General features: G+C 39.4%; 11 protein-coding genes. 3 read left to right on the plus strand and 8 right to left on the minus strand.

Features of this window, described 5'->3' with window-relative positions; translation table 11 throughout:
* Positions 1–3: 3 nt before the first annotated feature.
* Positions 4–1707, plus strand: a complete 1704-nt coding sequence (locus ACLCDV_RS02220; RefSeq protein ID WP_411972828.1) for a bifunctional alpha/beta hydrolase/class I SAM-dependent methyltransferase — start codon at positions 4–6, stop codon at positions 1705–1707.
* A gap of 104 nt (positions 1708–1811) precedes the next feature.
* Here ACLCDV_RS02220 and ACLCDV_RS02225 read toward each other — a convergent pair whose 3' ends face one another.
* The 7 genes from ACLCDV_RS02225 to ACLCDV_RS02255 all read right to left on the minus strand — a co-directional run bounded on the left by ACLCDV_RS02225 (position 1812) and on the right by ACLCDV_RS02255 (position 12446).
* Entirely contained in the window at positions 1812–6656 is a 4845-nt protein-coding gene (locus tag ACLCDV_RS02225; protein ID WP_411972829.1) for a DNA repair ATPase, read from the minus strand.
* A gap of 22 nt (positions 6657–6678) precedes the next feature.
* Positions 6679–8112 carry a serine hydrolase domain-containing protein gene (locus ACLCDV_RS02230; RefSeq protein ID WP_411972830.1) on the minus strand — a complete coding sequence of 478 codons (1434 nt, stop codon included), beginning with the start codon at positions 8110–8112 and terminating at the stop codon, positions 6679–6681.
* 84 nt (positions 8113–8196) lie between these two features.
* The gene (locus tag ACLCDV_RS02235) at positions 8197–10311 is read right to left on the minus strand and encodes a flotillin family protein (protein WP_317668596.1); all 2115 of its coding nucleotides are present in this window, start codon (positions 10309–10311) and stop codon (positions 8197–8199) included.
* A gap of 115 nt (positions 10312–10426) precedes the next feature.
* Positions 10427–11152, minus strand: a complete 726-nt coding sequence (locus ACLCDV_RS02240) for a hypothetical protein (RefSeq protein WP_411972831.1) — start codon at positions 11150–11152, stop codon at positions 10427–10429.
* An 11-nt stretch (positions 11153–11163) separates the two neighbouring features.
* Complete coding sequence (locus ACLCDV_RS02245) at positions 11164–11358, minus strand: DUF4177 domain-containing protein (protein WP_088160062.1); 195 nt, start codon at positions 11356–11358, stop codon at positions 11164–11166.
* On the minus strand, positions 11345–12052 hold the full coding sequence (locus ACLCDV_RS02250) for a PspA/IM30 family protein (RefSeq protein WP_411972832.1): 708 nt from the start codon (positions 12050–12052) through the stop codon (positions 11345–11347). Before ACLCDV_RS02250 ends, ACLCDV_RS02245 begins: the two co-directional genes overlap by 14 nt.
* A gap of 4 nt (positions 12053–12056) precedes the next feature.
* The gene (locus ACLCDV_RS02255) at positions 12057–12446 is read right to left on the minus strand and encodes a YbjN domain-containing protein (RefSeq protein WP_411972833.1); all 390 of its coding nucleotides are present in this window, start codon (positions 12444–12446) and stop codon (positions 12057–12059) included.
* A gap of 90 nt (positions 12447–12536) precedes the next feature.
* Here ACLCDV_RS02255 and ACLCDV_RS02260 point away from each other — a divergent pair, with 90 nt between their 5' ends.
* On the plus strand, positions 12537–13196 hold the full coding sequence (locus ACLCDV_RS02260; protein ID WP_333626846.1) for a helix-turn-helix transcriptional regulator: 660 nt from the start codon (positions 12537–12539) through the stop codon (positions 13194–13196).
* 378 nt (positions 13197–13574) lie between these two features.
* A complete protein-coding gene (locus ACLCDV_RS02265) occupies positions 13575–13982 on the plus strand; it encodes a hypothetical protein (RefSeq protein WP_411972834.1) in 408 nt (135 codons plus the stop codon).
* Between the two features lie 55 nt (positions 13983–14037).
* On the opposite strand, the gene ACLCDV_RS02270 is transcribed toward ACLCDV_RS02265, so the two are convergent.
* Entirely contained in the window at positions 14038–14433 is a 396-nt protein-coding gene (locus tag ACLCDV_RS02270; protein WP_317668591.1) for a single-stranded DNA-binding protein, read from the minus strand.
* Positions 14434–14569 lie beyond the last annotated feature (136 nt).

Here is a 14569-nt window from a genome sequence, read left to right on the forward strand (position 1 = left end):
TACATGAAATCAGGTTACTTCAAGAGTTTTGATCAAGGGGAGTTATTATATCGCGTTTGGAATTATCAGGCCGGACAGCGGGCATTGATCGTACTGCACCGTGGGCATGAGCATTCGGAACGTCTGCAGGAGATGGCTACGGATCCACAGTTTGCCGATCATTCAATCTTTGCATTTGATTTGCGCGGACATGGTTATACGAAAGAACCAGTTTCACCAATCTTTATGGATTATGTACGGGATTTAGATAGTTTCGTTCATTATATAGGCCGTGAATATTTAGTTGATCCGAAAGACATTTTCGTTATCGCCAATAGTATTGCAGGAGTTGTTGTCAGTGCCTGGGTACATGATTTTGCTCCTAAAGTCGCAGGTATTGCATTGTTGGCACCTGCATTTGAAATTAAATTATATGTGCCCTTGGCAAATCAGATGATTGCTTTGGGAACAAAGCTAAAAAAAGATCTGATTATCCAGAGTTATGTCAAATCTAAGGTGTTGACTCACGATATCGATCAGCAGAAGGCTTACGATGCCGATCCTTTGATTTCCAAATCTATCAATGGCGCTTTGTTGGTTGATCTATTAAAAGCTGGCGAGCGTATCGTTGAAGACGCTGCGGCGATTGATATTCCTGTGATTGTCCTTTCTGCTGAAAAAGATTATGTGGTCAAAAATTCGGTACAGAAAAAATTCTTTGTGACAATCGCCTCAAAGTTGAAGACCTTTATTACATTACGTAATTTCTACCATGGGATTCTATTTGAAACAAACCGGCAAAAGGTGTATCAGTATCTGCGAAACTTTATCGACAAGGCCTATGCCCGACAACGTCCTGAGCTGACGCTGGAACCCGATGAGTTTTCGGTGAAAGAGTATGAACAATTATACCATAAGTTACTTCCTGCGGGTGAAAAATTGAATTATGCGGTCCAGAAATGGGCATTGGGTAAAATAGGTTCCTTAAGTAAAGGAATGAATTTAGGCCTGCAGTTTGGATTTGATTCTGGGATATCGCTGGACTACGTCTATCGCAATGAATCGCAGGGTAAAAATCGCTTTGGGCGCATCCTCGATCGTGGTTATCTGGAGGCGATCGGCTGGAAAGGAATTCGCATTCGAAAACAACACTTGTTACAGTTGCTGGAAGAGCATATAACGAAAGTTAAAGCTGCTGGAAAAACCGTTAAGATATTGGACATTGCGGGTGGGACCGGAAATTACTTATTTGATATTAAAGAAAAATATCCCGAAGCCGAAATCGTGATTAATGAATTCCTGTTGTCAAATATTGCAGTAGGAGAGAAGATTATCCGTAGAAACGGATTGCAGGGAATACGATTTACCAACTACGATTGTTTTGATCCAGCTACCTATTCCAAACTGGAATTTGAGCCTAACATTGTTATTATCTCAGGTATCTTTGAACTTTTTGGTGACAATGAAATGGCAAGTAAGGCTGTAAAAGGTGCAACTTCGATTTGTGAAGAAAGTAGTCATTTGGTTTATACTGGACAGCCATGGCATCCACAGTTAAAGATGATTGCTTACGTGTTAAACAGTCATCAGAAAAAAGACTGGGTGATGCGCCGTCGTTCGCAGAAAGAACTAGACCGGCTGATGGCCTACAATGGAGTCGTTAAGGAACGTATGCTAATCGACGACTTTGGCATATTTACAGTCTCTTCGGGCGCGGTAAATAAGTAGTCCGCAATCGCTATTTCTAGAAAAGCACGGTTGTGCGTCTATTTAGGATAGTTTTTTCCAGCTGACTCATCTTTTGTCGTCAGCTGGAAAAATCATGAAAAATGCTAATTCTTATAAGCACGAATGGCCTGTATGATACCCTCTAGATTTTCGTTAAAGTCCTGCATTTGTGCAAACACCTTATCATCTTTGGCCAAACCACCATGTTTATTGTTTTTGCGGAAGATTTGTTTGATGTGTTCCCAGCGCTCTTGTTCCACATTGTTTATCAATCCGGCGAGTTCTTTCAATTTTAGAAGATTACTTTCTGTATCGGCAGTAAGGGTTTGTGACTCGCTTTCATAATGTGCGAGGAGAACCTGATCAATCTCCTCATCGTTCATCATGGGCACAACTTGCGCAACGAGCTTGCTCATATTCCGGTAGGATCCTTGCATTTTGAACGGCGGTTCTGTTCGGTAATTGTCCTGCATGGCCGCACTTTGAATATAATTTTGATTGACCTTGATAACAACATTTCTGATCTTTAAAACATGTTTTAATACCGTTATAAAATCATCGATATCTTGCTTCAGGTAATTGCCTTCTAAATCGGGAAGTTGATCTACCACCGATTGCGCATAGTTCACTAAAGCATAGAAGTCGTTGAAGGATTTGCTTGCTATTTTCTCTAGGTAGCTGTTTTCAATTGCCGCATTTTCGATCAAGCTTAGATTGAATAGTGCTTCGGTATCACCGATCACATCCCCTAGATTGTAGACATCGGCACGGTTGGCAAGCATATCTGGAATCTGAAATTTGGACCCGCTTTCTGTATAGGGGTTTCCAGCCATTACGATGCAGAATCTTTTCCCACGCAAATCATATGTTTTACTCTCGCCTTCAAAAATACCATCGATCTTACGTTGCCCGTCAGCCAATGAAATAAATTTCTGTAGGAATTCCGGATTCAAATGTTGGATATCATCGAGGTAGAGCATCACATTGTCGGCCATTTCGAAAGCAAGATTAATCTTCTTAAGTTCCTCGCGTTCGCCGGAAGTTTTGGCCTCCACAGGATCAATCGAAGTAATGGAATGTCCAATTGTAGGTCCGTTGATTTTCACAAAATGTAATCCCATGGTTTTCGCGAGGTATTCCATCAATGTTGTCTTTCCGTAACCTGGCGGAGAAATGAGGAGAAGCATGCCCATTCTGGCAGTACGTTTATTGTCGCCAGCTGCCCCAAGTTGTTTAGCCAGATTATTTCCGATCAATGGAAAGTAAACCTCGTTGATCAACTTATTTCGGACAAAGGATGTTAAGACTTTTGGTTCAAATTCTCCGATTTTCAGCTCCTTGGCATATGTTTTTCCAAGCTGCTCCTTCAAAGAAGCGAATTCTTGAAAACGAGGGGCATTCAATTCGGCAAATGTCTTCAACCTACGCAGAAATTGATGGTATTGAATCTGTTCTTCTCCATTGTTCAAGATCGGATGATTTCCCTTTAATCCCTGGATGAGGGCATTGTCTTTGGCGATGATCAATTGGTATTCATCTTTTGGATAAAGAAGTGTGACTGCAGTTTCCTCAATGTACTTGTGGAAAGCCTGGTAGTCACTGTTCTCGTCGATAAAAGAATTTAGCCAATTTAAAGTCAAATAGAAACGGTCTACGAGACTAAATTGTGTATGCTGAATATCTGCTTCAAAGAGTTTGAAACTCTTTTTGTTTTCCAATAACCTGATGAAAGCCTTCTTCAGTTCATCCGATTGCTCACTGACGACAAACTTGCTGTAGCTTGTGAAAGTCTGGAAAAGATAGCTCGCGATCTCCTCTCCATTAATTGTCGAGCGATCCAAATGAGTGTCCCAATTGTTGAATAATTTTGTGAGTTCGTCAACGACAGATTGGTAGCGTGTGGAATTTGGAAATGCTTTTAATACGGCGTGTGTAGACTGGATCAACGCTTGCTGTTTTTCCTGTTGGTCTTGGGCCAGTGAATGCCAAAACAACTGCGCCATAGCACGCAAATGAGGATCGTAACGTAAAAGATCAAGCTTGCTGTCTAGTTGTTTGATGGTATCATAGATTACCAGGGCATCAAAATTATGCACTCCTTTGACATAACCTTCCGAATAACTTTGCTCGACAGTCTGATTGATAAACAGGTTGGCATCAAAATCGTGCTGTCCTTTAGAAGCAAGGAATGTTTTATAAGCGAGATATTCAGCTCGGTATACATCTTTGTTTTCGGAAATCAGTTCCTGATCCCAAATATCTCTAAAGTTTTCAATTTCGGAACCTTTGACTTTTTGATAGAAGCTCGTTCCGGTAAGATGAAAGTATATTTCGTCATTTTTGCGCAAGAGCGTTAAACTGAGTGACTGATTATTGACGGCAAATTTATGCTTACCAAGAGCAATAATGTTCTCTCCATCTACAAAAAGATCATTCTTGTCACGTAAAACGCGTAATGCATCCTCTTGAGATTTTTTGAGTAGGTTTTCAAGATTTTCAGCTTTTGAAACATCACTGAGCGTTTTCAGTTCTTGCACAAGTTGTCTGATTTTGTCAATCATCAAATCTGAAGCAAAGAAACTTAGGATTTCCTCACGCGTTGCAAATGTCTTTGACTTGTTTTCGATATTCTTTAATACACGAAGGCCAATTTGTTCGAGTGAAGAGCTTCGTTTGTTGATCTGTTCAACGATTTGCTCTCTGCGGGAATTAAATGCTTTGATGATTTCATCACGCTTATCTGCTATCTTCAGGGCGAAGTCCTCAAATTCTGAGAACTTACTTTCAAGTTCTTCCAGTTGAACAATGACCTTGGTATAATACTCGTCTACTTTTTCTGTTGTCGTAGAGAGTTCAAGGTAGTTGGTGACAGACTGCTCCAGTAACGTAAGTTGGGCAGAAAATTCTGCAATGGCTTCCGTACTTTTTAATGAATTGAGTTTGCGTGTAAGCTGCGACCGGACTTCATTCAATGAAGAGAAAATAACAGCTATCTTTTCGATGATTTTGGTGGTTTGAGTGGAGTCGTCGATTTTTAAACTGTTTAGAATATCGATCAACAGCTCCAGCTCGCTCGATATAGCCGAATTGGCTTCCTCGATCGCCTTGGCGTCATAGACTTTGATAATTGCAGCAACATTGTTTTTCTGTTGCTCCACTTTCTGCTCATAGGGGTGTAAAGCCTCGTCGCGAAGCAAGAAGGCAATTGTCTTTTCGGCGAGTTCGGTGGTGATTGACTGTAGTTTATCGAGTAAAGCATCGATGCGGACTACATCAATATATTTGACATTTTTGAGGTCAATGATTTCGCCCTGTAAACGACGTGAATCTGCCAGTTGATGAACAAGTTGATCAAGCTTCTCGACTACTGTACTATTGATGGAAAAGGTAAGCTCCTCCATTTTCTTCTCGGCACTGCTATTGAGCTCTGTGGCGTATTTACGTTGGGCTTGGACCTTAACAAATTCATCAATTGCTGTATTGGCGACCTCCTTGATCTGTGCGAGTGGCTGCCCAAGATTTGACAAGGCTTCATCCTTTATCCAAAAATAGGAGTCAAGTAGGACAGTCGATTTTTTGAGTATATCCTCGTAAAGACCTTCATAACTGTCTTCTTTGTTGATGAGCTGTATGACTTCTTGTGCCTCGGCCATGGCTTGTACGATCTGTTTATTACCGACCTTATAAAGCGGATCTTCTTTTTTTAGCTCATTTTCTTTGAGTACCGCCATGTAAGGGGTTTCCCAGATCTGAACCTGATGATGTCGTGTTGCTTCAGCCTCTGTGCGGAAGTAAATTAAACTACCGTCTTTGAAAAGCGTGAAGCCATTGCAGATGATCGGAGTTTCGACATGCTGCTGAATGATGTTATAAGACAGTAAGATGTAGGTATTCGTTTCCTCCTGACAAAAGATATAGAGAAAGTCTTCGCCGTTTGGTGATGCTATGCGCCTAAGAAAACTAACCTGGTCAAACTGGACGTCAAAGATTTTATGGGTGCCATTCTGCAGGTAGTATCCGTTAGAAAAAATGATTCCTTGATTATCGGGTAGTAGAATGGCCGATTCATTCAGTGATTTAAGGTTTACTACTTGCTTTGTCCGCTGGTTAAAGACAAATGCACGGAAATCTTCTTGATACGGTTTAATACGAACGGCAATCAAATTGCCAAGGTCTGCATAGTAGTAATCCGCATCATCCAGTTGTTGGTCTGCGTTTGAAACTTTTTCGGAGAAGATTCCTTTTCCCGTATCGGTATTGTTTTCAATTTTAAAAGTAATATCGCCATTGATCGCTTCTATAAAGATCTTGTCCTTAATGGAAATGTGCGGGTGTTTTCCGAGGCGACGGTCTTCTAAGGTTGTTTTCGTCCAGTCAAACTCAAACTGATTAGGCAATTTAACCTCATGAATGCTGCGGTCGTCCTGATATTGGAGCGTTCCGTCTTTAATCAACCACTTGAATGCCTTCAGGTCAGCAGGATTTTTGCTGGTCTGAAAGATCATATAAAGATAGTTTTCCGTACGTCGAAACTTGGAAAAGATCGAGTCGCGATAGTATTTATATAAATTTTGGTAATCGCCAATGAAATTAGGATCATTGATCAGATCGAGCGATTGTGGGATAAATTGATTGTTTTCGAATGTATATACACTGAAAACATCTTCGAGTTTAATTTCGGTACGTAACCCAAAATGGACGTTATAACCGAATATACATAGATTATCCAGGGCTAAAATACCGCGAGCAACACAGTTATTTTCTGTAGTGATCCGTTGGTTGGCCTTGAGTATAAAACTTGTCGCATTAAAGACTTCCTTGCGGGCATTATTTAGTTGCTGGAGTTTGATAGAAAGCTCTTCTTTTTTTGTAAGAAGTCGCTTCCGAATAATCTCGTATGCACCTTGATCAAGGGAGTCGTTCTGATTTGTTACGTTTTCTTCTGGCATAAGTTTCAGCTTGTTCTTTCGCTTATTTCACTTTATTGAATGTTAACTCTCGACCATTTTGATATAAGGTCACTGATAAAATCTGATCATTTTCCTTCAGGAATTTTAATTCGGCTTTTACCTCGGTATAAAATAGCTCAAGTTCATTTTTGGGATAGACCTCAATGGCTGACTGTCCAGATAACTGGGCAAATAGACTGCCTTTGTCGTCAACTGTAATTTTAAATTTCAATTCGGGTTGTTTCGTGTATTCATATGTTCCTAATAGCTGTTTTATTTGGAACTCAACGAGCGTGAGTGCACCTGTAAGTTTCTCTCGCTCGACTAAAGGAAGAGCTTCATTTTTTTCCAGAATCGCTGCTACTGCCATAGTTAAAGGAAAGACTCCTATGGTGTTTGATTTATTAATCAAAGCTACAAAGTACCATTGATTTTCCGGGTTTCGCACAAGGATAGTTTGATAACCAGGGTAACCTCCCGTGTGAAAATGCATTTTGTTCTCATTATTGGTGCTATCCATAAATACCCAACCTAAACCTTCATACATATGATGCCGACTAATCAGCTTCCCATTATTAAGGGTATCGCTAGAAATAGCTTTTATAAAATTATCACGTTTTAGTAGTGTGAAGTTCTGAAGGGCTCGATCCCATTTTAGTAGATCCTCAGCTGTACTACTTATTCCATATGGTCCACTGACACCATCAAAATAGGTGGCATATTTATAAGTTTCAAAATCATCAACATTTATAAAATTTTTATTTTGAATATTATAGGTTATCCCCTTTGCATAGTTTTTTAGATCTGCGTGTGGTGAATGTGCAGAGAACACCGATGTATTTCGCATTTCAGCGGGTTTGAATATAAATTTCTGCATATATACAGCGAACGGTTGACCAGATACTTTCTCTACAATCAAAGCCAAGAGCAGGTAATTTGTGTTCGAATACGAACATTGTTCACCTGGTTTGAAAAGAACAGAATCTACATGTTCTTCTAGTATTTTGAGTATATCACTATTTTTATTTATTTTCTTTGTGTCAACCCATTTTTCTGGAAAACTAAAAAAATCAGGTATTCCAGAAGTATGGCGCAACAAATTTTTGACGCGAACATTTTTAAACTTTAAACGAGGGAAATATTTGACGATATCGTCGTCGTAAGAAATCTTACCTTGCTCTTCCAGCTGCATAATGGCCATTGCCGTAAACTGTTTACTGACTGAAGCTAACTCAAATCGACTATTGCTCGTTATTCTTTTTGTTTTGGAAGCATCCTGAAAACCTAGATATTTTTCAAACACAACTTGACCACTATCGACGATCAAGAACGCACCACTTAATTCTCCATCTGTATTGAGCGATTGGAACAATGAATCTAATCTTTCCTGAACAGTCTGTGCTGTTACAACTCGTGTGTTTAAGAATATAAAAACAGAAAATAGGATAAAACGCATCTTACTGCTTGTCTAAATTTTTCAGAAAATATCTTGAGCCTGTCGCGATTAAATTCTTTGGCAGGCTCAAGATGATGGATATTCTTATAGTTTCTTGTTTGATATGCCCAAGTTTTTCGCCAATCCGAACAAAGAATTGATAAAGCTTTTGTCTTCGCCATTTTCAGCGTCAGTCGCCGCTTGTTGAAGTTTAATCAATGCTGCTGAAACTGTGAGGTTCTTTATATCGTTTGTGGAAATTCCATATTTATCGGCTAATCCACGCACCTTCTCTGCAAGGTCTCCTTGTCCATCTGGACCTATCAGTGAATTCTTAATAGCTGTGGCATGTTTAGAGTTGTCAATCAAGTGATCAAAACCTTTGGAATTGGAAACTTGACGGACGATATTCTCAAAGAACATGGTTTCGCCACCAACGATATCTATTTTTGCAGTTTTAAGTGCTTCCGACAATACGCCAGCTTGTGCTTGAGCAATGTCTTTTTGGATATTGATGTGTGCGAGTTCAATATCACGTTCTTTTTGCAATTGCAATTTGAACTCTTCGTGATCTCTGCCCACACCATCCAATTTCTTCATCGCCTCAGCTTTCTCTTCGATACCTTTTGCTTCAGCAAGTGCTTTCTCACGAACAACTTCTGCTTGTGCTAAGCCCTCTTTACGCATTGCTTCAGCTTTCTTCTCGATCACATTAGCTTCAACGGTACCTTGTTTTTCTTCGGCTTCGGCTTTTGCAACCATTACTTCAGCTTCGGATAAGCCAAGCGCAGCTTCTTCTTTGGCTTGTGCTTCAGCAATAATCTTACGACTTTCGGCTTCCTTCAGCGATGCTTCTTTTTTCGCTTCCGCATCGATCAATAATTCCTGAGCACGTTTTTCGGCAATTTTACGAGCCGCCTCTGCATCGATAACTTTTTTCTCCGCTTCCTGCTCTGCTGCGATTTTTGCAGCTTCGGCCGCCTTAACAGTGGATATTAATTTTTCTTCTGCTTCTTGTGATGCCGCAATAACACCCGCTTGTTTCTTTCGTTCTACTTCACGGAATACTTCGATGTCTCGGACGCCTTGTTGCTCTTCAATAACCCCTTTCTCCAATTGTACGCGTTCCTTGATAACCCCTTGGATACTTTTCTTCTCCGTCTCGATAGAGCGTTCTTTGTCGATCTGAGCCAAGGTAACAATGCGCTCACGTTCTGTTTGTTCCAAAGCACGGTCTTTCTCTACGCGCTCTGCTTCAACAGCATCTGTGCGCTGCTTGTTTTTCTCAGCAATGATGATCTGGCGCAGCTTATTTTCTTCCTGTACTGCCAGTTGCTCTTCGGTAGAAATACGGACACTTTCATATTTTAAGCGCTCTTCTTCACGTACCTTTGCTATTTCTGCTTCTTCACGTGCTTTGATGTTATCAATTTCCCGTTTTTGCTTTTCTTCTTTTTCGGCAAGCTGACGGTCTAGTTCTAGAATAGCTTCCCGTGCTTCCACGTTTTGTTTTTTGATTAATTTCTCCTCATCACGACGGATAAAATTGGCATTGATATTTTGTTTTGCCGTTAGCTCCGTTATTTTTTTAATGCCCTCACTGTCTAAGATATTGTTTGGGTTGAGATGCTCAATATCGGTCTGCTCAAGATAGTCGATTGCACAGTCATCTAGAATATAACCGTTCAGGTCAGTTCCGATGATATCCAAAATTTCGTCGCGAAATTCCCGACGGGCTTCATACAATTCGATGAAATCAAATTTCTTACCGACTGTTTTTAGGGCCTCGGAGAATTTAGATTCAAAAATGCTTTTTAATGTTTCCGGCTCACTTGCACGATCACAACCTAAATTTTGGGCAACATTGATCACATCATCCACACTTTTATTAACGCGAACGAAGAAAGCAACTTTGATATCTGCACGAATATTATCCTTGCAGATCAAACCTTCACCCTGCATTCGGGCGATTTCAATTTTTTTGATTGAGATGTCCATGATCTCCATCTTGTGAAATACAGGTACAACATACATTCCTTTGTTGAATGCTACCTTTGTACCACCAACACCAGTACGGACAATTGCTTTCCCTTGTGGAATTTTCTTATAGAATGCACTCAATACAACAAAGAATGCAAAAATTAAAAAGACAGCCAATCCGACAATTAAAAGTATAATTCCGTTTAAGCCACTTAAAAATAAAAGAGGTTGATATAGCATATGATTTGTATTTATTTAGATTTTAATAGTTGGGTTTACGATTAGGATTTAAAGGAATAAAGACCCGTTCTTTTCGGACAGTTGTTTAGGTGTCGAGTCTTTTCTTCTTTTTTTATTAAATATTGTCTATCGTGATTTCTTTGGTCACATAATAATATTTCTTGTCCTTGGATTCGTCAACAATAATGACATCGTCTCCGTAGCCTATTTTCTCCCCATTGTGGCTGACAACATTGAGGCGAATCGGGTCCTGTTGGATGATAAATTCGGCAGAACCTATTTTCTTGCCTTCAATACTGGCTCTCATTTTACCCATGCGACCAAGAAAATCGTGACTTTCTTCGCCATTGTAACCTATAGTTTTAAACATTTTAGCTAAGGGTTTGGTCAGAAAATGCATTAATATAAAAGTAACAATGAAAACGGGGATTAGGATTAATACAGACTTTATTCCCCATGAAGCAACGTCGATAAAGAGCGAAGAAACAATGGTAATTATCCAGCCTATAAATTTGAATAGTGTTACAATAAGCATGATGGGTACTTTGCCAACATTGATGTAATCCATTGCTTTTGCAAAGAAACCAGGTTCTGTATTAGCGTCCGTATCCGTATAATGATGGTGAGCATGGTCGGCCCCCTCAGTTGCGATATCATGTGATCCATCAACGTCCGTGACATCAGGTGTGGGATGGAGGTCTATATCTGCATCGGCATCAAAGAGATGTACTCCATCACCCATCAGAAACATAAATAACCAATACACTACAGACATGCCCGTTAAGACTGTCATAATTCCATTGGATAATGGATTAAATAAGATATTGATTAGTTCTGTCATCGTGTTATTGTTTAAATTTTCTCCCTTTTGAATGTGTAATGGAACGACCAGGAACTGCCATTGACCTCAAGGTCCTGCATGGTTACCAATTCCCAGCCTTGATTTCCAAGATCATTTAAGATTTCATCAATTTTTTCGGGATCCAACTTTGTTCCCCAGAAACCCTTAGGTTCAATTTTTAGCGTTTTATACTCAAATCTTTTCATCACTATTTAATTTTCTTTTTAGTTCTTCTAATTCGTTGTTGACAGCTTCAGACCCGCCGATGGTCTCGTTAATCTCATCAACTTTACTTTTGTTGCCTAGTGCAATCTCGCCATAGGCCTTCGCTAGGGCCTCGTCTTCCTCGACTTTCTCTTTCATACGTTCTAACATGGAAATCGTACTATTTGAATCGATATTCGCGAGCTGCCGATTGACCATTTTAGCTGCGTTAGAGACCTTTACACGTGCCTTTAATGTGGAGAGTTCACCTTCCCATTTCGATATATTGAATTTGAGAATGTCTACATTTTTGTGTAGCTCATCGGCTGAACTTTGATGAATCACGGCTTGTTTCTCCAATTCACTAGCTTCGATTAATAACTGTTTTTTCAGCAACAGCGCTTCCTTTGCCAGACCTTCGGCCTTTTCTGCCGTTAGCTCTCCCTTTTGTGCCTTTTGGAGTAATAGAATAGCTTTGTTCTCAAATTCATTGGCTTCTTCTTTTTTCTTTCCACAATTGTTTTGGGTACGTATGGCTAAGGCCTTCACTTTAGCATAGGCTTCCAACGATTGTTCCAGGTCCTCTTTCATCTCACGGATACCCTGTTCCGTCATTTTGATGGGGTCTTCCATTTTGTCCACGACTGCGTGGATCTCTGCTTGACCGATTCTGAAAATTCTCTTAAAAATATTCATTATTCTATAATTTTGAAAAACTTATTAACTGATTATAATATTCACTCATCAACAGACTCAGCGAGTTGATGGCTGCATCGAATTCGTTCTGGTCGAGATTATGTATTTGTAATGTATACCGAAATATAACTTTGGTACCATCTTCCGTTAACGCAAATCCGCCGTGGATAATATCTCTATTTTTTATCAATAGTGATTTGAACATATCCATGGTTTCATTGCTGATTGTAAAAAGGTATTGCTCAAAAATCAGGATGGGTTGGGCAATGCCTACAATGAGGTTACGAATTCCGTCGTCTTCATTTTCGATGACAAAGACTCCTTCTTTTGTATCCTTATGGGTAATGGTGTAACCGATGTTGGCGATATAATTTTCAATTTTTGAGAAGTACATAATCAAGTTTTTTATATATTGCACATATTCTTTGCATAAAGGTAATAAAAATGCAAAAATATTTTGCAATAAAAATTCAATTTTTTTAAAATGAGTAACGTAGGGAACAATATTAAGAAACTAAGAAAAGTAAAAGGAATGAGTCAACAGGCATTTGGGGATATTTTTAATCTTACTAGAGGTAATATTTCGTCTTACGAAGAAATGCGTGCGGAACCAAAAATTGAGATTGTTCTTAAAATTGCAAATTATTTTGGCATTCCTGTGCAGCATCTTATTGAAAAAAATCTATCTGTCAATGAAATTCTTAATTTCAATGATTATTTTGAGCCAAATGTTTCTAGTATTGGACGTAAAAGATTGTTACAAATCCCGCTACTGGAACGGGATGCTATTTTTGAAGCGAGTAGTCATTTTTCGAAATTAGATGAGCTTCCAATAATTGAATTTCCTTTGCAAAGTAGGAACCGTCTCATCGCAATCGAATATGCTGACGCTATTCCGGTACCGAGCGATTTTTTGGCTAGTCCGCAATCCATTTTGTTTTTTGAAGAAGTTGATGTTCAGAGCTTACATACTTTGGATAAGGCCTTTGGTTTGTATTTTTCCGAGGAAGAGTTCTTTATTGGAAAATACAGTTTGCAGGAAAAGGAGATTAGTTTAGCCTTAAATGTCTGGAAGAAGGTTGATTTCACTTTGGGAGAGAAAGCCTATTTCTGGAAATTGTATGCCAAGTTTGAGCGAATCTAATCGCATGGAACTTTTTCCTGCTGTTTATTTGGTATTGCCGGTATCGGGCGTATTTATATATTGTTACCATATTCGAGGTTAATGGTGTCATTGTACTCTACTTACAGGGGGGTAACAAGGGGTTAGCAGGGATTTACCCCTGTTATACCCCTGTTAACCCCCTGCTAACCCCCTGTTATACCCCTGCTAAATGCGGCTTTGAAGTTGATCTGATGCTGACTTCCCTGCAAGAAAAGAAGGCTACAAAATCAGGTCTGCAGATGTGAATGCCCACAAAAAGATTTTGTGAAGTCGGGCATTGTAATTAAATTAGTTTAGTTTCAGTAAAACATGCCAAAACGGCTAAATTACCATGGCTAAAAAACTAAATTTAAATAGATGAAGAAAATAACTTTATTAGCATTAATTGCTGGATTTTTTGTTGTTTCCTGTAATAATTCCACGACTAAAAAAATCGAAGTAAAAGATACGACTGCTGCAATTGACATAAAAAAAGATACGGCCAAAACGCTGTCGGAGAATAGAGGGGGAGAAGTGCCAATACCTAAATTTAGTTCTGCTGAGACACAAAAATTGGCGGAAGATTACACAAAATATATTAAGGAATTTATCGCTGTTGCTAAAAGTGGCGATGTTGTTAAGCTGAAGGAGCTTGCGTCCAAGCGACAGGAATGGGCTACCAAAGAAACTGAAGCTGTTTCTAAGTTTACACCGGAAGATGCCAAATTGTGGAAGGCTTATGCGGAAAATCTAGGAAAGGCGCTAACGGCTAGTTTGACAAAGTAAGCTGAGAACAGTAAAATAGGTAGGGCAGTAAAAATGCCCTACCTGTTCGGTCATACTAGAAGGGTAAATCATCCTCGTTCTCATCAGGAGGAATAGATATCTCTTCTTTACTATTGTTAGGATCTGATAATACCAAGAAATTATCTACTTTAATTTCTGTAACATATTGTTTTACCCCATCTGCATTCTCATAGTTACGATAGGTAAGTTTGCCCTCGACCATGAGTTTGGTTCCACGTTTGCATTTCTTTTCAATGGTGTTGTTTTGGTTACCCCAAACCACGAGTGTGTGCCATTGGACCTCTTCAACCCACTCGCCGGCTTTGTTCTTGAAAAGATCATTGGTGGCGAGACGTAATATGGAATAATTTGTGCCGGTGGAAGTTGTTTTGATTAATGGATCGTTTCCTAAGTGCCCAACCAATTGTACTTTGTTACGTAATGTGCTCATGTGTCTAATTTTTAAATGTTTTTAATAATTCTTATTTTAGTTGACGGTCATTGGCTATCGATGCCAAATGATCTTAAGCAAAGGTGGGGCGGGGAAAAGAATATAGTCGTCTATTTACCATTTGTATTCGACTATA

The organism is Sphingobacterium sp. Lzh-3 (genome assembly GCF_046764375.1).
Taxonomy (GTDB): domain Bacteria; phylum Bacteroidota; class Bacteroidia; order Sphingobacteriales; family Sphingobacteriaceae; genus Sphingobacterium.